Below are 17,445 nucleotides of genomic sequence, written 5' to 3'. Positions count from 1 at the left end.
CAAAGGCAGCCTTTATCGCCCGGTGTTAGACAGAAGGAGCCGGAGCCGCTGGATCACATTTCGGCGAGCTTTGAACGGGGTGGTTTCGTCTTGCGACAAATCGTGGCGGCGGCCTTGCGCAGCCGAATTGACGGAACAAATTCGTGTTGTTGCCACGCCGTCACAGTCACGAACGATCAACGTTCCGGCATTGCCGCGAAGCAACCCAATTCACGCCACGTTGTTTCCCGAGTGTCGTAATGAAAGAACGGGGATGATCATGAAGTCGATCTTGCTGGGTGCAGCAGCTCTGCTGGCGCTGGTTGCGCCGGCCGTAGCGGCCGACATGCAGCCGCGCGCCTATACTAAGGCTCCGGTCACGCCGCCGCAGGTGATCTATAACTGGACCGGTTTCTATATCGGTGGCCATCTCGGCGGCGCGTTTGCCGGCGACAACAGCTTCCAGTCGAGCGACGCGCGTTTCCTGGGCGGCGTGCAGGGCGGCTTCGACTACCAGTTCGCGCCCAACTGGGTGGTGGGTATCGAGGCCCAGTATTCCTGGCTGCCGACCAACAACAATGGCGCCATCTTCCCGCTGGGCACGCAGGTGACATCCAACACCGACCAGATCGGGTCGGTGACCGGTCGCATCGGTTACACCTGGGGACCGACGCTGCTTTACGCCAAGGGCGGTTATGCCTGGCGGAATAACGGCCTTGGCGTGAACATCGCCGGGGTGCCGCAGGCCTTCACCACCACCGGCAACAACAAGGACGGCTATACGGTCGGCGCCGGCCTCGAATACATGTTCGCGCCGAACTGGTCGGCCAAGGCCGAGTATCAATATTACAATTTCGGCAGCACGACCTTCACCTCCGGCCCGGCTGACATCGTCGGCGTTCGTGGCCGGGAGGACGAGCATACCGTCAAGGCCGGGGTGAACTATCGCTTCGGCTGGGGCGGCCCGGCCGCCTCGCGGTACTGACGGTCAGCGCCGACCCAAGATCTGAAGATCCAAGACCTGAAGATCCAAGACCTGAACATCCAAGACCTGAACATCCAAGACCTGACAAAGGCCGGCTCCGCCGGCCTTTCGTTTGCCGGCCTGCCGCCTCCGGCGCCTGCTTTCTTTGCATTCCGTGAACCATTTGGCGCGTCATTTGCTTGCAAACGATGCTGGCGCGCCTTCTCACGCGCGTCATGGGGCTGGCGTAAAGCAAAAATAATTTTTGCGGTTTACGGAACTCGCGCTCCGGAACGCGTTATATGACAATTACCGGGCAGGTGGGACGACGGACATGCGTATCTTGGTGTCGGCAGTGGTGCTCTCGTTCTTCGGCTGCCTGCCGTGCTCTGCACAGACAATCCTCAGATCCGAGCCTCTGATGTTGGCACCGTACGAAGTTGCCTTCGTCAAGGACGCTTCATGTCCGTCGGGCAAGGTCATGAAGGTCACCGGCGCCATCCGCGGGCTGCACCGCCGCAAGGCCTGCGTGACTATGCCGGGCGAGCAAGCCTCGCTTGTGGCGGCCACCCCCTGAGCTTTCGCTCCGGCTCCGTGCCGGAACTCAGGAATTCAGCTCGAGCTCCATTCTGGACTGCCGATCGGCCTCCGCCTTGTTCTTGGCGGGGTCCTCGCCTTGAGCCGCCTGGCACGGCTCGATCTTGTAATCATTGTCGAGCACCCGGCGCGGTCCCGGCCGCTCGTCGTCCGCCGTCACGTCCACGACGAGACCACTCCGCTCGGCGAGCTTCCAGACGTCGGCCTCGCTCGGATAGGACTTGCTGATTTGGGCGTCATTGCAGAAGAGGGCGTAGGGCATGCATCCCGACTCCAGGAATGCCCGTTAACGAGCTTACGGGGGGAGGGTTCCGGCCACCCGCCCGATCACGCGCCCGTGATCGTCGTGGACGGCCCTTGAGTCCTTAACGAGTCCTGAATCCCGGAAAAAAGAATCCCTGGGACTCTTCGGCCGGAATCAGCGGATGTTTTCGGCCATGACGAGCGACCTGAACACATCCTGCGGGCACATGCTCCTGCCGCTCACGCTGGCGCTGTTCGGCGCCTGCGCGGCCAATCTCTGGCTGGTCTGGTCGTGGTTGTAGGGTCCTGGCTGTAGGGCCCTGGCCGGGCCTTATTCGGCCGGCGGACTGGAGGCGTCGCGGATGGCTGCACGCAATTTGGTCAGGGTCGCCGCACAATATTCCTCACGTTCGCGCTCGAAGCGCTCCTGGTGCTTGCGGAAATTGGCGATGCGGGCCTGCATCTCGGCACGGAATTCGCCGCTCGTCCGCGTCGGCAGAGGCGCGGGCCGCGGCGGAAAGGGGGCTTGCGGCGGTTCGATCTCGACGGTGACCGCCTCCACGGTGACGATCTCCATCGCGACGGCCGGGCCAGATGCGGGCGCCTCCGGCTGAAGGACGTCATCCTTCCTGCCGGTCACCGATTGGACGAAAGCCAGCGTCTGCGCGATCAGTGCGTCGCGCTCCCTGATCCATTTCATGATCCACCTCAGCCGCGCGTATTCCAGCAAAGCGGCTGCTTCGAATCAAGGCTGTTTGCAAGGGTTGCATATTTTTCCCGGTAGCCCGACACTGGGCAGATGGATGCATCGAAAGAAAGACCGAACGAGGCGGAGGGCCTGAGGCTCATCCGCGCGTTCCTGACGCTGCCGCCCGACAAGCGGGCGGAGGTGATCGCGTTTGTCGAGGAATTGGCGCGTGTCCACGGCCGACCCGAGGAGGGCGCCAAGGCCTCGCCGAGGTGAGCAAGGCCTCGCCGAGGTGAGCAAGGCCTCGCCGAGGTGAGCGCTACCGCTCGCGCGGCTTGACGTTGGGCTCGAAGGGCGCGCCGACCACCCGAACCGGGATCTGAGCTGGCGTGCGCGGAGTGGGCTCGATCACGGCCCTATCGGCGACCAGCTTATCGGGCGTCCGTCCCGGCGCCGGCTCGAACAGCGCCAACGTCCCGGCCACGGCGCTACAGCACAGCGTCACCGTCGCCAGCAGAATCATGTTTCGGTTTTCTTCCCGGATCCGCATGCGCTGACAACGGCTGGCGCCGGAGCCGGTTCCGGGCCGGCGATTTTCGATGCGAAAACGGGGGGCTTTAGATCGCGCCTAGTGCGACAGCACCAAGCCGAGCGCGAGCACGAACAGCATGGCCGTCGCGACGACGGCCGTCATCGCGGCGGTTTCGAACAGTTCGCCTGGGTTGTATAGTGCGCGCGTGCCGCAAAAGGCTCGCCCAATGACCGCCGATCGTCCCCCCGTGCTTGCGCACGAACGCTTCGTTGCCGACCGTGACAATTTCTCAGGGCTGGATCTCGCCGCGCGGTTCGCGCGGATCGAGCGGACCAACCTCTGGGGCGCGGCCACTTCGGTGTCCGGCCTCGGCTCGGAGGATGTCGCCACAGCCGCGATCCAGGAGGCGCTGCCTGCATTGCTGCTACGGCTCGGCGTTCGCTCGCTGCTCGATGCGCCCTGCGGCGATGCAGGTTGGATCGGCCGGCTCAAGCTCGATGTCGATTACACCGGCATCGACATCGTACCGTCGCTGATCGATGCAAACCGCCGGCGTGTCGCAGCCGACGGTTCGTCCGGTCGGTTTCTCGTCGCTGACATCACGCGCGATGCGCTGCCGCACGCCGACGTCATTCTCTGCCGGGATTGCCTGGTGCATCTGAGCTTTGCGAACATCTATCGCGCGCTCGCGCAATTTCGGATGAGCGGCGCGCGCTTCCTGCTCGTCACGACCTTTCCGGAGTGGGACGACAATCACGATTGCGAGGATGGCGACTGGCGCGCGCTCAACATGGAGAAAGCGCCGTTCGGCTGGCCGGCACCGCAGGCAGTGATCGACGAGCGTTGCGAGGAGGGCGGTGGCGGCTGGCGCGACAAGAGCCTCGGGCTCTGGCGGCTGGATGAGCTGCCGGAGAATAGCTTCGCGTCAGAAGCTGGTGCCGGCTGAGGGGATTGAACCCCCGACCTTCGGTTTACAAAACCGCTGCTCTACCGCTGAGCTAAGCCGGCGATGCCTCAAGAGGCAGGGCAGAGCTCGGCTCGCGCCGGCCCCGTCTACCCGTGCGCGCCGCAATACCAGACTTGATCGGAAAGTGCCAGAACCGGGAGGTCGTCGTCGCAGGACGTGAATCGGGCGGCCGCGCGGGCCGCCCGATGTGTCGCGTTCGGCTCAAGCCGGCTTACTGGCAGAGCTGCCGGCGGCCGTCTGCGCCCTTGAAGTACGTGCCGGGCGTACAGACGAAGCCGTTGCGCTGGGCATAGGTGCGCCTGTCCCAGCTACGATTGTCCCAGCCGCGGTCCCACGAATTGTCATAGGCGTAGGAATTGTCCCAACCTCGGAATGGGGCGGTGGCAATCGCGCCGGCGGTGCCGATCGCGGCGCCCGCGACGCCGGCCGCCGTCCCGACAGCGCCCGCCGCAACGTCGGTCGGCCAGAAGCCAGTGGGGCTTCTGTTCCAGTCGTTATTCCAGTCGCGGTTGGTCTGGCGATAGGCCGCGCGGCGGTGGCGGTAGCCGCTCTCGGTGGTGGCCTGTCCCGGTCCGAAGGTCTGGCAATTGGCGTTCGGGAATTGCGCCGAGCAGCGGCCCTGATTGGTGACGACGGTCTGCGCCATGGCAGAGCCTGCCAGCATGGTCGCTGCGATCGCCGTGGCCCCGAGAAGCTTGATGGTCATGGTTGTTCGCTCCCATTTTGTGGACAGGAGCTAAACGCTGACGGCGCAGGACGTTCCGATGCAACCTTGGGATTTTTCGGAGGCGAGCCGTCAAACCGATGTGAGCAGCATGCGTTGTTCCAGCCGCGCGGTTCCGCGCCGTTAACGCTTCGCTAGCTCGCCGTGCAGCATTTGAGCGGCGCGCAATCCTTGCACGTTAGGCTTACCGGAATTTGGTGAGCAGGCCTTAACTCTCTCTGCGTCGCGATCGGTTAGGTTGCGTCCGGATAACCGGGGTCTCCTCATGCGTGCCGTGGCGCCCGCCGCCTTTCTGATCGGACTGCCTGCAACCGCGTTTGCAGCCGGCTTCGAGATCGTCGTTCCCGGCCGTCCCGGCGTGCCTGTCATCATCAACAACATCGATGCGTCCTATGCCGTCGTCGAGGGCACCTGGGGCCTCGGCAAGGGCCAGCAGGTGCAGCCCACGATCTATGGCGGACGCTATATCGCCGAGCGGCAGCCCGACAACGTCGGCCATTATTATCCGACGCTGGGCCTGCGGCCAGGATACGGCCGGCTCGAGGTCGAGCCGCCGGCGAACCGCAAATTGCCGAAGCCCGCCGAGAGCTACCACCAGAGCTGGGGTGCCTCGTCCGCGCCGCTGCCGGCGCAGATGGATCCGCCCGTCGATCCGCCGCCGGTGATCTACGCGCCCGAGATCAACGACCGTCCTCGGCCCCCGCGGCCGCGGCCGCGCACAGAGATACCCGGCAGGCCGCCGGGTTGAGAAACGTGAAAACCAAAAACGGAAATCAACAGGAGAGAGTAATGCGTCAAATGATTTCGGGACTGGTCGCGGCAACTGCCGTGATGTTCGCCGCCACCGCGCCGGCCGCGGCCTGCGGTTTCACCACATGCGCGCCGGTGGCGCCGGTCTATACCGGCTGCAACACCGGATGCGGCGGATATGGCTACGGCTACGGCTACGGCTACGGCGCCTATGAGCGTCTCGCCGAGCCGACCACGCAGTATTATTACGTCAACCAGGGTCCGACCTATACCGGTCCGGGCGCCTTCGCGCCGTACCCGACCTATCGCGAGGACGCGGTCGTCGCGCCCGCCAATTACGGCTATGGCTATGGCTATCGTGCCGCTGCGGTCGCGCCGCCGGCCGCTTATCCCTATCGCCGCCCGTACTTCCGTCCCTATCGCTACGGCTACGGTCCCCGCTACGGCTATCTGCCGCGCGTTCACTACGGCCATGCTCACCGCTACGGCTACGCCCACCGCCATGCGCCGCGCTATTATGGCGGTCACCGCGTGCTGCGCCGCTATTACTGATCTCTGATCGGTTGAGATTTGCGAAGCGCCCGTTCGCGTGATGCGGACGGGCGTTTTGCTTTCTCTTCAAAACAACCCCATGCACAGTAGCCGGGAACAGTGAAATCAAGGACTTGAAGCGCAATGTGCCCGAGATGAGCGAGCATCGCTCATTAGCTCATTGTTCGAACTCCAAATTTCGGAAAAACAGAGACTTCGATTGATCCGTCGGGCAAAACAGGCGTAGTCTAGCATCATCCGGATATGGGCGGCGCCTAAAGCGCTAGCGCTTCATCAGCCCCAGCCGGCTCGCGCCGACATAGAGCGAGAGTACGGCCGCATTCGAGACGTTGAGGCTCTTGATCTCGCCGGGCATGTCGAGCCGCGCCACGACGCTGCAGGTCTCGCGCGTCAATTGCCGCAAGCCTTTGCCTTCGGCGCCGAGCACCAGCGCGAGCGGCTCGCGCAGTGTGACGTTCGAGAGGTCCTCGGTACCTTCGCTGTCGAGACCGACGGTCTGGAAGCCGCGCTCGTTCAACGCCGTTAAGGCGCGGGCGAGATTTTGCACCGTGACGACAGGCACAAGCTCCAGCGCGCCGGAGGCGGCCTTGGCGAGCACGCCCGTCGCCTCGGGGCTGTGACGCGCGGTGGTCACGATCGCCTTCACCGCGAAGGCCGCTGCAGAGCGCAGAATGGCGCCGACATTGTGCGGATCGGTGATCTGGTCGAGCACCAGCACCACGCCTTCCTGCTTGAGCGTCTCGATGTCCGGCGAGGGCAGGGGATCGGCCTCGGCGAGCAGGCCCTGATGCACGGCGTCGGGCGAGAGCAGGCGGTCGATCTCCTGGGGACGGACGATCTCGGGCGCGATGCGGGTCGCGATGTTTTCGTCCGCCAGCCGCCGCGCGGCGTTCTCGGTTAACGTCAGCTTGCGGATCCGCCGCTGCGGGTTGGCGAGGGCCATGGTGACGGTGTGCCAGCCATAGAGAATGACGGGCCCGTCGGGGTGCGAATCGCGTTCGCGCCAAGCCGGCCGGCCGGTCGATTTCCCTGGTTTGTTGAAGGGCTTAGCCCCCCTGCGGGGGCCCCTCGGGGCGAATTTTTTGTCCTTCATGGGCTCGCTTGTGTCACGGGGACCCCAATATGGCAATTTGAGTGGCTTCGAGGGCGATTTTAGCTGCTTGCCTCGGTTGACTTTGCCCCACCGCTTCGCCCATAAACGCGCCCGGTCGCGCCCCGATACGGGTTGCCGCGGCCTTCACGTTCCATGGCCGTCTTCGGTCCGCCGGCAAGGTCCGGCCCGATTGTGCTGCCGTCGAGCGGGGGAGTGTCCCGAGTGGCAAAGGGAGCTGACTGTAAATCAGCCGCCTCATGGCTTCGCAGGTTCGAGTCCTGCCTCCCCCACCAGCCTTCGCTCGCTTCGCGAGCTACGGCTCGGCAAGCCAGCACAAGTGCTCGTGGCGCGAAGTGAGCGAAGGCTGTCACGCCGTAGCCCGCAGGGCGTAGGCGGACTGACTCATCTCGAGCCCGCTACCCCATCATCTCCCGCACCATCGGCACCACCTTCCGCCCGTAGAGCTCGATGCTCCGCATCAGCTTCTCGTGCGGCAATGGCCCCGCCGAATACTTCAACTGAAACCGCGAAAGCCCGAGCGCCTTTGCGGTCTTCGCGATCTTGCGCGCCACCGTTTCCGGCGAGCCGACATAGAGCGAGCCGTGCTCGGCCTCATGGACGAACTCGTCGCGTCCCATCGGGGGCCAGCCGCGCTCCTTGCCGATGCGGTCGCGCATCGCCTTGTAATCGGGCCACAGCTCCTCGCGTGCCTGCGCGTCGGTCTCGGCGACGAAGCCCGGCGAATGCACGCCGATCGGCTGGGCCGGGCGACCGAACTCCCTGAAGGCCCGATGATAGAGCTCGACATAGGGCGCAAAGCGCGCGGGATCGCCGCCGATGATCGCCAGCATCAAGGGCAGATCGTAATGCGCGGCGCGCACCACCGATTGCGGACTGCCGCCGACGCCGATCCAGGTTTTCAGCTTGCCGTTCTCGACCGGCGGATAGACCAGTTGATCTTTCAGCGGCGGGCGCAGCTTGCCTTGCCAGGTGACCGGCTGCTGCGACAAGAGCGCGGCGAACAGATCGAGATTCTCCTCGAACAGCTCTTCATATTTGCGCAGGTCGAAGCCGAACAGCGGGAAGGATTCGGTGAACGAGCCGCGGCCGAGGATCACCTCGGCGCGTCCGTTCGAGACCGCATCCAGCGTGGCAAAGCGCTGGAACACGCGGATGGGATCGTCCGAGGACAGCACCGTCACGGCCGAGCCGAGATGGATGCGCCTGGTGCGCGATGCGATCGCCGCGAGCACGGTCTCCGGCGAGGAGATCGCGAAATCGGCGCGGTGATGCTCGCCGAGACCGATGAAATCGAGACCGAGCTCGTCCGCCAGCACCGCTTCGTCGACCACGTTGCGGATCACCTGCGCATGCGGAATCATGTCGCCGGACGCATCTCTTGTGACGTCGCCAAAGGTATCCAGTCCGAATTCGAGCGGTGGGGTCATCGATCAGGTCTCTGTGGGAGGATCGGCCACATCTAAGGGACCGCAGCCCGGTCACAAGCGCACGTGCGGAAATGCTCGGTTTCCGTTTGTGGATCTTATCGCCCGATGCGCACCACCATCTTGCCGAGCGCAGCGCGCGTCTGCATCGTCTTGAATGCCGCGCGGAAATCCTCGAAGGCGAAGACTTGGCCGACCACGGGCTTCAACTGGCCATCGGCAAGCCAGTCCGTCAATTGTGACATCAGGCGCTTCTGCACATCGGGCTCGCGCGTTGGAATCTGCGCAAGATCGACACCGAGTAAGGCGCCGCCTTTCAGAAGCGGCAGATTGAACGGCAGCGCGGGAATGGTGCCGGCGGCAAAGCCGACCACGAGATGGCGTCCGCGCCAGGCGATGGATCGAAATGCCTGCACCGAGATTTCGCCGCCAACGGGATCGAAGATCACGTCCGCGCCACCTCCTGCCGTCAACTCCTTGAGCGTGTCGCGCCAGCCGGCCTGCGTATAGTCGATCACCGCATCGGCGCCATGCGCCTGCGCAAACTCGCGCTTCTCTGGTGTTGATGCAGCCGCGATGACGCGAGCGCCGAGCAGCTTTCCAATCTGGACGGCCGCAATCCCAGTGCCGCCGGCGGCACCCAGCACGAGAAGCTGCTCGCCTGCGGCCAGCGAAGCGCGCGCGCCCAGCGCATAAAGGGCCGTCAGGTAATTGGCGCGAAACGAGGCGGCGACCTCGGCTGCGACGCCATCCGGCAGGGGATGGACCGCTTCAGGCCTAACGACGATCTCTTCGGCCAGTGCGCCCGATCGCGTCATGCCCATCACGCGCATGCCGGGTTGGTAACCGCCCGGTGCGCCGGGCGCGTCCGTCACCACCCCCGCGAACTCCGTCCCGGGAATGAAGGGCAGGGGGTCCTTGGTCTGGTAGCGTCCCTCGATCTTCAGCCCGTCGACGAAGCCGATGCCTGCAGCTTCCACCCGGATGCGCAGCTGTCCCGCCTCCATGGACGGCGGCGGTACGTCCTTCAGCTCGATCTGATCGATGGGGGCGTATTGCTCGACGACAACGGCTTTCATGTCGGACCTCTGTTGTTCCAGTTATCCTGACAGGTCTCGACACTAGCCTCTTGTGTCTACCGCCACATCCCGCGCATCCTTGCCCCGATGTCGATCTTCGGCCCCTGCGCCGCGGTGCGCGCGGCACCGCTTGCTGCCTTCGGCCAGGCGGTGCGCTCGAACAGGTAGACCAATTGCTCCGGGATGAACCGGGTGCGCGAGGCGTAGACGTGGCGGTCGCCCCTGGCGGCCTGACCGTGCACGAAGAAGCGCTGCGGCACGACGAGATGCAGATCGTCCTTGGCGCGCGTCATCGCGACATAGAGCAGGCGGCGCTCCTCCTCGATCTCGGCGCTGGTGCCGGCGCCGAGATCGGACGGCATGCAGCCGTCGACGACGTTGAGCACGAACACCGATTTCCACTCCTGGCCCTTGGCGGAGTGGATGGTGGAGAGGATCAGGTAGTCCTCGTCGCGCAGGGGTGGCCCTGATTTGTCGCTGGTCGCATCCGGCGGATCGAGCGTGAGCTCGGTCAGGAATTTCTCGCGAGAGGCATAGCCGCTCGCGATCTGCTCGAGTTGCATCAGATCGGCGCGGCGCGTCTCGGCATCCTCGTGCATGCGGTCGAGATGCGGCTCGTACCAGAGCCGCACCCGTTCGAGGTCGACGGGCCATTCCGAATAGCGCAGGTTTTCGACCGTGCGGACGAAACAGGTCCAGTCCTCGCCGGTGCGCGCCGGCCCCGGCAGCCGGCCGAGCGCGGCAAGCGGGTCGGTGCTCTCCGCCATCTGTTCGAGCACGCGCTGTGCAGTCGCAGGCCCGATGCCCGGCAGCAGGTGCAGGATGCGAAAGCCGGCGACGCGGTCGCGCGGATTTTCGGCGAAGCGCAACAGGGCCAGCACGTCCTTGACATGCGCGGCATCGAGGAATTTCAGCCCGCCGAACTTGACGAAGGGGATGTTGCGGCGGGTCAGCTCGATCTCCAGCGGACCCGAATGCGAGGAGGTGCGGAACAGCACCGCCTGGTGCTTGAGCAGCGCGCCTTGCTCGCGGTTCGCCAGCACCGCCTCGACGATGTAGCGCGCCTGGTCGGCCTCGTCGTGCACGGTGACGAGCTGCGGCTTCTGACCTGAGGTGCGGTCGGTCCAGAGGTTCTTGGTGAAGCGCTCGCGGGCGAGGCCGATCACGCCGTTCGCCGCCGACAGCACCGCCTGCGTCGAGCGGTAATTGCGGTCGAGCGTGATCATCTCCGCGCGCGGCGAGAAGCTCTGCGGAAAGTCCAGGATGTTGCGCACGGTGGCGGCGCGAAACGAATAGATCGACTGCGCGTCGTCGCCGACCACGGTGAGGCCGCGGCCGTCGGGCTTGAGCGCCAAGAGGATCGAGGATTGCAGACGGTTGGTGTCCTGATATTCGTCGACCAGCACGTGGTCGAAGCGGCCGCCGATTTCTTCGGCGATCAGCGCATCGCTCATCATCTGCGACCAGTACAGCAGCAGATCGTCGTAATCGAGCACGTGCTGGGCCTGCTTGGCCTCGACATAGGCGGCGAACAGACCCTTCAGCTCGGCGGCCCAGCCCGCGCACCAGGGAAAATGCTGGGCGAGCACCTTCTCGATCTCCATCTCGGCATTGACGCAGCGGGAATAGATCGACAGGCAGGTGCCCTTGGCCGGAAAGCGGCTCTCGGTCTTCGACAGGCCGCGCTCGTGCCGGACCAGGTTCATCAGGTCGGCAGAATCCTCGCGGTCATGGATGGTGAAGGCGGGATCGACCCCGATCCGCTCGGCATATTCGCGCAACAGCCGCGCGCCGATGCCGTGGAAGGTGCCGGCCCAGGTCAGCGCATCGCGCATGATCGCGGCGTTGTTCTCGCCGAGCACCTTGCGCGCGATGCGCTCGACCCTTCCGGCCATCTCCGCCGCCGCGCGTCGGGAGAACGTCATCAGCAGGATGCGGCGGGGATCGGCGCCTGCGACGATCAGATGCGCGACGCGGTGGGCGAGCGTGTTGGTCTTGCCGGAGCCGGCACCGGCGATGACGAGCAGGGGACCGCCCACGATGGCCCCTTCGGCCACGCCATGCTCGACGGCGCGGCGCTGCTCCGCATTGAGCGTGTCCAGATATGTCGCCACGAATCGCCCCGGTGAAAGGATGAGACTCGGCGATCCCGGCGCGAATCGCAATGCGGCTGGACGGAACTGGAATTAGGATTTAGGGGAAGATGGCCCTTTGGTTCCAGCATCCCCATGGCGAGATGACCGAGCTCAAGCCCGAACAATTCGAGATGCGGCGGCTGGAATCGCTCAGCAACACCATTTTCGGCGTCGCCATGACGCTGCTGGCTTACGATCTGCCGAAGGCGGCAGTGTTCAGTGGCGCGCCCGACTGGAACGATCTCGCCCGGGTGTATTCCGGCAAGCTTGCCGGCTTCGCGCTCAGCTTCATCATCGCCGGGGTGTTCTGGATCAGCCATCACCGCCGGCTGGCACGTCAGCCCGTCGGCAGCCGTGGCATGGTGGTCCTCAACCTTTTCTTCCTGCTCTCGATCGTGCTGCTGCCGGTCACCAACGGGCTCTACACCAACTACGCCATGAGCAGCGCGGTGGCGGTGCTCTACGGCCTGCACCTGACCACGATCGGCGGCCTCAATGCCTTGCTGTGGTGGACCATCCTGCGCGGCTGGAGCCGCGAGATCATGGCTTCGCTGTTTCCGGTCGCCGTGTTCATCCCGGGCACCATCGTTGCGGCGTTTGCGCCGCATATCGCGCCCTACATCTGGTGTTTTGCCTTTGGCGGCCTACTGATCCAGCGCTTCTATGTCGCGCCGAACCCATCGGCGGGCACGTAAAGCTTGACCGGGCGGATCTCGTACACCGCCGTCGGATTGACCGCGCGCAGCTTCCGCGCCGCTTCGATCGCCTCCTCCTCGGTGGCGCATTGCATCAAGTGGAAGCCGAGAAGCTGCTCCTTGGTCTCGGCAAACGGCCCGTCCAGCACCATTCCCGCGCCGGGGCCGCGCAAGGTCCGGGCCTTGCGGGTCTCATCCAGCCGGGCCGCCGGACCAAACTGCCCGCTGGCCCGCAGCGGCGCCTGAACCTCGATGACCTTGGCGACGACCGCGGCGTCCTGCTCCGCCGTCCAGGACAGGACCTCGTCTTCCACGTGATAGGCCAGGATGGCGTACAGCATCGTCACCTCGTTCTTTTCTGCTTTTGTTTCTGCGCAAGTCCTGAGGACGTGGCACGGCGGCCCGTGCCGACACTTCCGAAGCAAAATATTGCGTGGCCCGCAAGCGGCGAAACCGTCCTGAAACCCGATTGCGTCCTCGCCCATGTGAACGCCGCCGGAACTGGTCGCGACTGATGGACCATAAACAACAAGTTCTTTGCTGGAGGCGGCAATGTCGGGTCATACCATCAAGATCATCTGCGACGCGCGGCGGGCAGGGCAGTCGGAGCCGGCCGATCTGCACGACCAGGCCGGCCATCACCGCTATTACGGCAGCTCGGCTGAGAACGGCGGTGAGCGGATCGTCGAGAGCCGGCGCGGCAAACTGCGGCGCGCGTTCAACTTCTTCGGCTTCTGAAGCCTTGCGGCGAGGCGGGCGTTCGAGATGGACGTTCCGCAGATATCGATCGCGGCGATGCCGTTCCTGCTCGCGCTGATGATCCGGACCTCCAAGGCCATCGTCCCGTGCCTTCTGACCAGAGGTTATGTTTGAGCATGATCTTTTCGGAAAACCGCTACACACTTTTCCGGATCATGCTCTGGTCACGGTGCTGCTCGGCGAGGAACCGCACCGCGCGGTCGTGGCCTGGTGCGTCGGCATGCTGATCGCCGCCGTCGCGCTGCGCGAGCGGCTTCGCGCCGGCTGACGCCGCATTCGTCATTGCCCGCTCAAGACCTGCTTGACCAGCGCCTCGCGCAGCGAGGCCAGCTCGCCGCTCGCCTGCATCTGGGCGATGACCTTGCCGACCTCAGGCACCAGATCGCGATGACGTTCATGCAGGTAGTGGTTGCAGGCGATGCGCGCCAGCCGGATCGTGTCCTGCGCCAACGCAGGGTCAGTGGCGAGCAGCGACAGGCAGGCGACGGCTAGCCGCCACATCAGGCGTCTCCCGTGATCTACCGCAAGTTGGCGCCTGCACACCCGGTCGCAACGATCATTGCGCGCTCGTCCCGCGAGCCATACCGGACTTTCACCGATGACATTTTAGCACGAGCAGTGATAATTTGCCCAGCAGTGCCGCTGCGGGGGCGGAAGACGTGACTTGCCGACTTCGAGCTCGCGGGCCGACGGGACGTCGCTTGCATCGGGTGACGAGACGGGCGCGTCTCAGCCCATGGATTGCTCGAGACTGCAACCGCTCGACCGCAGCAGCGAGCCGCCATTTCGGGAACATGGTGCATGGCCAACGCAGCTGACGAGGACGCCAAGCGCAGCCACGCCATCGCGCCGACGGCGGCGAAGCCTGGTCTGACCGACATCGAGACGCTTGCGGCCATCGCCGAGTACGTCAGCAAATACAGCCTGACCCGGCCCCCACCGCCGTTACGCCTGGAGCGCCGGCCGCCCTCCGATGCCGACGAGCTGGACAAGGTGATCGAGGCTTTCAACGCGATGTGCGCGAACCTCCAGCAGGCCTATGGCGAGCTGCGCGAGGCCAATGCCAATCTCGAGCGCGATTTGACCATCCGCCGGCGCGCCGAAGCGGAGGCGCGGGCGAGCGAAGAGCGTTTCCGCGACTATGCCGAAACCGCGTCCGACTGGTTCTGGGAAACCGGGCCGGACCACTGCTTCACCTATCTCTCTGACCGGGTGATTGCCTTCGGCATGGATCCCAAAGTGCGGATCGGCACGCGTCGCATCGATACTGCGCTCGATCGGGATACCGAGGCCGAGAAATGGCGCGCGCATCTGGCGACGCTGGACCGTCACGAGCCGTTCCGCAAATTCGAGTATCGCGGACGCGACACGCGCGGGCGGATGCATCATTTCAGCGTCAACGGCAAGCCGGTTTTCGACGACGATGGACGCTTCCTCGGCTACCGCGGCTCCGCGACCGACCTCACCGCGCAGCACGAGATCGAGGAGCGGCTGCGTCAGTCCCAGAAGATGGACGCGATCGGCCAGCTCACAGGCGGCGTGGCGCACGATTTCAACAACGTGCTCACGGTTATCACCGGTACGATCGAGATCATCCAGGAGGGGCTTGCGGACAAGCCCGAGCTGGCCGCGATCGCGCAATTGATCGATGATGCGGGCGCGCGCGGAGCGGAGATCACCTCGCAACTCCTGACCTTCGCGCGCCGCCAGCCGCTGGAGCCGCGCGAGATCGACGTCAACGCGCTCGTGGTCGAGACCGCGAAGCTGCTGAGGCCGATGCTCGGCGAGCAAATCGAGATCGAGACGCGGCTCGCCGACGAGGCCTGGTCCGCGATGGTGGATCCGTCGCAGCTGTCCTCCGCGATCGTCAACCTCGCCGTCAATGCGCGCGACGCGATGCCGGGCGGCGGCAAGCTCACCCTCGAAACCGCGAACCGCGAGCTCGACGGCACGGGGACCGCTGGTGAGGGCGTGCGCGGCGCCTTCGTGATGGTTGCAGTCGGCGACACCGGTCACGGCATTCCGGCCGATATCCGCGAGCGTGTTTTCGAGCCGTTCTTCACGACCAAGGGGGTCGGCCGCGGCACCGGTCTGGGGCTGAGCATGGTCTACGGCTTTGCCCGCCAGAGCGGCGGCACTGTTGCGATCGAAAGCGAGGAGGGGCGCGGCACCGTGATGCGGCTGTTCCTGCCGCGGGCAAAGGGCGAGGCGGTGGCCAGGACGGCGCCGGTTCAAGCGCCCGCCACGGCGCGCGGGCGGGAGACGATACTCGTGGTGGAGGACGATCCGCTGGTCCAGGGCTATGTCATCGCGCAACTCGGCGGCCTCGGCTACCGCACGCTCGCTGCGAGCGACGGCGCGTCCGCGCTGACGCTGGTCGACCAGGGTGCCCGATTCGATCTGCTGTTCACGGACATCATCATGCCCGGCGGCATGAACGGGCATGAATTGGCCGAAGCCGTCAGGCTCCGCCGGCCGGGCGTGAGGGTGCTCTACACCTCCGGCTATACCGACAACACCATCGTCCACGACGGACATCTCGATCCCGGCGTGGCGCTGCTGTTCAAGCCATACCGCAAGGCGGAGCTGTCGCAGAAGATTCGCGAGGTGCTTGCCGGCGAGCCGCCCGCCTGAGCCGCGGCGACAGACGAAAAAGGCGCGGCGGGGAAGCCCCGTCGCGCCCGATTTCTTGCTCGCTGGTCCAGGGCTGAGAGCGCCCCGATGCCAAGCCCTACTCGAAGCTTAGCGGGCGATCCCAGCGAGGTGACAGCGCTTGAGATAAGACACTGGATCACCTCCTTTCGTTGGTTTCGGAAGTCTTCAATATAGGCGGCGATCCCGCCGCTGTTAAGGGGCGGCGGGTCCGCAGGAACCCGGGTGGTTCGCAAGGCCGCCGAAGACGCCGGAAAGCGACCTCCTGGGCAGTTGAGACCGCAGCCCGGCCGTGTTAGGGAGCCCGTAACGCGGGTGTAGCTCAATGGTAGAGCAGCAGCCTTCCAAGCTGAATACGAGGGTTCGATTCCCTTCACCCGCTCCAGAACCTGTTGGACGCGATATCCCAGCAGGGCGTTTCCTCGATAGCCGCCCGTGGCTTGACGGCCGATCAGCTATTCCTCGTCCCGTCGCTCGCGTTCCTTCCGTGCGCGATCGACCGCGCCGCCTCGAGGTTGTCCGCTGACCTTCACGCCGGGGAGATGATCGACCTTGTCGGCCTCGTCGCCGCGCTGAAGTTCGCAATCAATGATGTCGCGTGATCCTTCGGCCGGTTCCTTGTCGAATGGGCTCTTGCTCTCGATGCTCAGTGACCGCGTTGATTGCTAAGGCAAACCCAGCTCGGCGCTATCGTTCCTGTCCAAAGCAGCCGCTTCGTGCAGGCTCTATCCCCTGTGGTTATCGATTTCGGCGGCGACCTGTCCGTAGTTCAGCAGCGCAACCAGGGTCGTTCCGCCGATAATATTGCCGAGTAGCGTGGGTATGAAGAAGTCGGAGGCATATTGGCTGAACGAGGCCAGGCCGCTCTGCACCAGAAAGGCGCACTCGATCGAACCCGCGACGATGTGCAAGAACTGGCCGAGTGCGACCACATAGGTCATCACTACGATGATGTGTGCGCGCGAGCCTTTGGCAGCCGGAAGAAGCCAGGCCATCGAGGCGATCAGCCAGCCGGCGAAGATGGCCCTGACGAAGGTGCTCGAGAACGTCCCCTCGATCGTCGGCCGGCTGAGATCGATGAAGGCGTCCACGATGCGAGGTTCGAAGATGCTGGTGCGAGCGAGCACGGAGGCGGCCGCCCAGGTCCCTGCGATATTCGAGGCGAGAACCAGGATCCAGAGCTTGAGCACGCTTGCCAAGGTGCCGAGATCCCTGTTGTGCAACAGCGGCAGGATCGGTGTCAGCGTGTTCTCGGTAAAGAGCTGTTGTCGTCCCAGCACGACGACCAGGAAGCCGACAGTGTAGCCGAGCGGAGCAACCAGGCGGCGGGTCGCCTCATCCGAGATCAGCGCATGCAACTCGCCCTGAACGATTAGCGACAGGCTTATCGAAAGGCCGGCAGCAAAACCGGACAGCACGATGGCCCACCATCGCCGCTCCAGCTCCTGCTCGCCTTCGGCGCGGATCGTCTCATGGATCAGCGCGGCGCTTGGCCTGCTCTGGGATTCGATCTGCCTGGTCTGGCGCCGCGACACGCCGTCGAGCTTGGATGCTGGGTTGAATGAGGCGCCGTCGCCAGACTGATCCACGC

Annotated in this window: 19 protein-coding genes, 3 tRNA genes and 3 pseudogenes; 13 read left to right on the top strand and 12 right to left on the bottom strand. The window is 64.9% G+C overall.

Annotated features, from left to right (window positions below):
- Positions 1-259 precede the first annotated feature (259 nt).
- Together I6F16_RS19990 and I6F16_RS19985 are read left to right on the top strand one after the other, a co-directional pair.
- Entirely contained in the window at positions 260-964 is a 705-nt protein-coding gene (locus I6F16_RS19990) for an outer membrane protein (protein WP_036027726.1), read from the top strand.
- Between the two features lie 313 nt (positions 965-1,277).
- Positions 1,278-1,520 (top strand): DUF6719 family protein, encoded by a 243-nt coding sequence (locus I6F16_RS19985; protein ID WP_036010549.1) that lies wholly within the window; start codon positions 1,278-1,280, stop codon positions 1,518-1,520.
- Positions 1,521-1,547: 27 nt separating this feature from the next.
- On the opposite strand, the gene I6F16_RS19980 is transcribed toward I6F16_RS19985, so the two are convergent.
- Both I6F16_RS19980 and I6F16_RS19975 read right to left on the bottom strand, forming a co-directional pair.
- On the bottom strand, positions 1,548-1,802 hold the full coding sequence (locus tag I6F16_RS19980) for a hypothetical protein (protein ID WP_036010552.1): 255 nt from the start codon (positions 1,800-1,802) through the stop codon (positions 1,548-1,550).
- Positions 1,803-2,114: 312 nt separating this feature from the next.
- On the bottom strand, positions 2,115-2,483 hold the full coding sequence (locus I6F16_RS19975) for a hypothetical protein (RefSeq protein ID WP_109145738.1): 369 nt from the start codon (positions 2,481-2,483) through the stop codon (positions 2,115-2,117).
- A 99-nt stretch (positions 2,484-2,582) separates the two neighbouring features.
- Between I6F16_RS19975 and I6F16_RS19970 the strand changes: the two genes are divergently transcribed.
- Positions 2,583-2,747: a hypothetical protein gene (locus I6F16_RS19970; RefSeq protein ID WP_167361680.1), complete on the top strand. Its 165-nt coding sequence runs from the start codon at positions 2,583-2,585 to the stop codon at positions 2,745-2,747.
- Positions 2,748-2,790: 43 nt separating this feature from the next.
- Here I6F16_RS19970 and I6F16_RS19965 read toward each other — a convergent pair whose 3' ends face one another.
- Entirely contained in the window at positions 2,791-2,994 is a 204-nt protein-coding gene (locus I6F16_RS19965) for a hypothetical protein (protein ID WP_225113261.1), read from the bottom strand.
- A 235-nt stretch (positions 2,995-3,229) separates the two neighbouring features.
- Between I6F16_RS19965 and I6F16_RS19960 the strand changes: the two genes are divergently transcribed.
- Entirely contained in the window at positions 3,230-3,949 is a 720-nt protein-coding gene (locus I6F16_RS19960; RefSeq protein ID WP_225113260.1) for a class I SAM-dependent methyltransferase, read from the top strand.
- On the opposite strand, the gene I6F16_RS19955 is transcribed toward I6F16_RS19960, so the two are convergent.
- Both I6F16_RS19955 and I6F16_RS19950 read right to left on the bottom strand, forming a co-directional pair.
- Positions 3,937-4,011, bottom strand: a tRNA-Thr gene (locus I6F16_RS19955). The two genes, I6F16_RS19960 and I6F16_RS19955, sit on opposite strands and share 13 nt — an antisense overlap.
- 170 nt (positions 4,012-4,181) lie before the next feature.
- A complete protein-coding gene (locus I6F16_RS19950) occupies positions 4,182-4,676 on the bottom strand; it encodes a hypothetical protein (protein WP_057029593.1) in 495 nt (164 codons plus the stop codon).
- A gap of 283 nt (positions 4,677-4,959) precedes the next feature.
- Here I6F16_RS19950 and I6F16_RS19945 point away from each other — a divergent pair, with 283 nt between their 5' ends.
- Both I6F16_RS19945 and I6F16_RS19940 read left to right on the top strand, forming a co-directional pair.
- Complete coding sequence (locus I6F16_RS19945; protein WP_225173960.1) at positions 4,960-5,442, top strand: hypothetical protein; 483 nt, start codon at positions 4,960-4,962, stop codon at positions 5,440-5,442.
- Between the two features lie 41 nt (positions 5,443-5,483).
- Positions 5,484-5,996, top strand: coding sequence for a hypothetical protein (locus tag I6F16_RS19940; RefSeq protein WP_225139850.1), 513 nt, complete (start codon positions 5,484-5,486; stop codon positions 5,994-5,996).
- Positions 5,997-6,258: 262 nt separating this feature from the next.
- On the opposite strand, the gene rlmB is transcribed toward I6F16_RS19940, so the two are convergent.
- Positions 6,259-7,089 (bottom strand): 23S rRNA (guanosine(2251)-2'-O)-methyltransferase RlmB, encoded by an 831-nt coding sequence (rlmB, locus tag I6F16_RS19935; RefSeq protein WP_225173959.1) that lies wholly within the window; start codon positions 7,087-7,089, stop codon positions 6,259-6,261.
- A gap of 207 nt (positions 7,090-7,296) precedes the next feature.
- Between rlmB and I6F16_RS19930 the strand changes: the two genes are divergently transcribed.
- Positions 7,297-7,382: transfer RNA gene (locus I6F16_RS19930), tRNA-Tyr, on the top strand.
- 123 nt (positions 7,383-7,505) lie between these two features.
- Here the strand turns inward: I6F16_RS19930 and I6F16_RS19925 are convergent.
- The 3 genes from I6F16_RS19925 to I6F16_RS19915 form a co-directional block, all read right to left on the bottom strand.
- Positions 7,506-8,537 carry an LLM class flavin-dependent oxidoreductase gene (locus I6F16_RS19925; protein ID WP_225173958.1) on the bottom strand — a complete coding sequence of 344 codons (1,032 nt, stop codon included), beginning with the start codon at positions 8,535-8,537 and terminating at the stop codon, positions 7,506-7,508.
- 95 nt (positions 8,538-8,632) lie between these two features.
- Positions 8,633-9,613 carry an NADPH:quinone oxidoreductase family protein gene (locus I6F16_RS19920; protein ID WP_225173957.1) on the bottom strand — a complete coding sequence of 327 codons (981 nt, stop codon included), beginning with the start codon at positions 9,611-9,613 and terminating at the stop codon, positions 8,633-8,635.
- A gap of 56 nt (positions 9,614-9,669) precedes the next feature.
- Positions 9,670-11,727: an ATP-dependent helicase gene (locus I6F16_RS19915; protein WP_225173956.1), complete on the bottom strand. Its 2,058-nt coding sequence runs from the start codon at positions 11,725-11,727 to the stop codon at positions 9,670-9,672.
- A 122-nt stretch (positions 11,728-11,849) separates the two neighbouring features.
- Here I6F16_RS19915 and I6F16_RS19910 point away from each other — a divergent pair, with 122 nt between their 5' ends.
- Positions 11,850-12,443: a TMEM175 family protein gene (locus I6F16_RS19910; protein ID WP_225173972.1), complete on the top strand. Its 594-nt coding sequence runs from the start codon at positions 11,850-11,852 to the stop codon at positions 12,441-12,443.
- Here the strand turns inward: I6F16_RS19910 and I6F16_RS19905 are convergent.
- Positions 12,410-12,784 (bottom strand): YciI family protein, encoded by a 375-nt coding sequence (locus I6F16_RS19905; RefSeq protein WP_036010863.1) that lies wholly within the window; start codon positions 12,782-12,784, stop codon positions 12,410-12,412. The two genes, I6F16_RS19910 and I6F16_RS19905, sit on opposite strands and share 34 nt — an antisense overlap.
- A gap of 211 nt (positions 12,785-12,995) precedes the next feature.
- On the opposite strand from I6F16_RS19905, the gene I6F16_RS19900 reads away from it, so the two are divergent.
- Both I6F16_RS19900 and I6F16_RS19895 read left to right on the top strand, forming a co-directional pair.
- Positions 12,996-13,181, top strand: coding sequence for a hypothetical protein (locus I6F16_RS19900; protein ID WP_036010865.1), 186 nt, complete (start codon positions 12,996-12,998; stop codon positions 13,179-13,181).
- A gap of 27 nt (positions 13,182-13,208) precedes the next feature.
- Positions 13,209-13,470, top strand: a pseudogene (locus I6F16_RS19895) (hypothetical protein).
- An 11-nt stretch (positions 13,471-13,481) separates the two neighbouring features.
- On the opposite strand, the pseudogene I6F16_RS19890 reads toward I6F16_RS19895, so the two are convergent.
- A pseudogene (locus I6F16_RS19890) lies at positions 13,482-13,610 on the bottom strand (ABC transporter substrate-binding protein); the annotation flags it as partial.
- Between the two features lie 480 nt (positions 13,611-14,090).
- Between I6F16_RS19890 and I6F16_RS19885 the strand changes: the two are divergent.
- The 3 genes and pseudogenes from I6F16_RS19885 to I6F16_RS19875 form a co-directional block, all read left to right on the top strand.
- Positions 14,091-15,836 (top strand): annotated as a pseudogene (locus I6F16_RS19885) (ATP-binding protein); the annotation flags it as partial.
- A 329-nt stretch (positions 15,837-16,165) separates the two neighbouring features.
- Positions 16,166-16,239: transfer RNA gene (locus tag I6F16_RS19880), tRNA-Gly, on the top strand.
- A gap of 7 nt (positions 16,240-16,246) precedes the next feature.
- A complete protein-coding gene (locus I6F16_RS19875) occupies positions 16,247-16,456 on the top strand; it encodes a hypothetical protein (RefSeq protein WP_081492980.1) in 210 nt (69 codons plus the stop codon).
- Positions 16,457-16,579: 123 nt separating this feature from the next.
- Here the strand turns inward: I6F16_RS19875 and I6F16_RS19870 are convergent, their stop codons facing one another.
- A complete protein-coding gene (locus I6F16_RS19870) occupies positions 16,580-17,443 on the bottom strand; it encodes a formate/nitrite transporter family protein (RefSeq protein WP_036010870.1) in 864 nt (287 codons plus the stop codon).
- Positions 17,444-17,445 lie beyond the last annotated feature (2 nt).

The sequence above is a fragment of the Bradyrhizobium sp. IC4060 genome (genome assembly GCF_020193715.1).
In the GTDB taxonomy this organism is placed as follows: domain Bacteria; phylum Pseudomonadota; class Alphaproteobacteria; order Rhizobiales; family Xanthobacteraceae; genus Bradyrhizobium; species Bradyrhizobium yuanmingense.
Note: the sequence above shows the minus strand (reverse complement) of the source record. Positions and strands in the feature narration are given on the sequence as shown.

Excerpts from the sequence above, each read along its gene's own strand:
- I6F16_RS19990 (WP_036027726.1), top strand. The coding sequence starts at position 260 with ATGAAGTCGATCTTGCTGGGTGCAGCAGCTCTGCTGGCGCTGGTTGCG.
- I6F16_RS19985 (WP_036010549.1), top strand. The coding sequence starts at position 1,278 with ATGCGTATCTTGGTGTCGGCAGTGGTGCTCTCGTTCTTCGGCTGCCTG.
- I6F16_RS19980 (WP_036010552.1), bottom strand. The coding sequence starts at position 1,802 with ATGCCCTACGCCCTCTTCTGCAATGACGCCCAAATCAGCAAGTCCTAT.
- I6F16_RS19975 (WP_109145738.1), bottom strand. The coding sequence starts at position 2,483 with ATGAAATGGATCAGGGAGCGCGACGCACTGATCGCGCAGACGCTGGCT.
- I6F16_RS19970 (WP_167361680.1), top strand. The coding sequence starts at position 2,583 with ATGGATGCATCGAAAGAAAGACCGAACGAGGCGGAGGGCCTGAGGCTC.
- I6F16_RS19965 (WP_225113261.1), bottom strand. The coding sequence starts at position 2,994 with ATGATTCTGCTGGCGACGGTGACGCTGTGCTGTAGCGCCGTGGCCGGG.
- I6F16_RS19960 (WP_225113260.1), top strand. The coding sequence starts at position 3,230 with ATGACCGCCGATCGTCCCCCCGTGCTTGCGCACGAACGCTTCGTTGCC.
- I6F16_RS19950 (WP_057029593.1), bottom strand. The coding sequence starts at position 4,676 with ATGACCATCAAGCTTCTCGGGGCCACGGCGATCGCAGCGACCATGCTG.
- I6F16_RS19945 (WP_225173960.1), top strand. The coding sequence starts at position 4,960 with ATGCGTGCCGTGGCGCCCGCCGCCTTTCTGATCGGACTGCCTGCAACC.
- I6F16_RS19940 (WP_225139850.1), top strand. The coding sequence starts at position 5,484 with ATGCGTCAAATGATTTCGGGACTGGTCGCGGCAACTGCCGTGATGTTC.
- rlmB (WP_225173959.1), bottom strand. The coding sequence starts at position 7,089 with ATGAAGGACAAAAAATTCGCCCCGAGGGGCCCCCGCAGGGGGGCTAAG.
- I6F16_RS19925 (WP_225173958.1), bottom strand. The coding sequence starts at position 8,537 with ATGACCCCACCGCTCGAATTCGGACTGGATACCTTTGGCGACGTCACA.
- I6F16_RS19920 (WP_225173957.1), bottom strand. The coding sequence starts at position 9,613 with ATGAAAGCCGTTGTCGTCGAGCAATACGCCCCCATCGATCAGATCGAG.
- I6F16_RS19910 (WP_225173972.1), top strand. The coding sequence starts at position 11,850 with ATGACCGAGCTCAAGCCCGAACAATTCGAGATGCGGCGGCTGGAATCG.
- I6F16_RS19905 (WP_036010863.1), bottom strand. The coding sequence starts at position 12,784 with ATGCTGTACGCCATCCTGGCCTATCACGTGGAAGACGAGGTCCTGTCC.
- I6F16_RS19900 (WP_036010865.1), top strand. The coding sequence starts at position 12,996 with ATGTCGGGTCATACCATCAAGATCATCTGCGACGCGCGGCGGGCAGGG.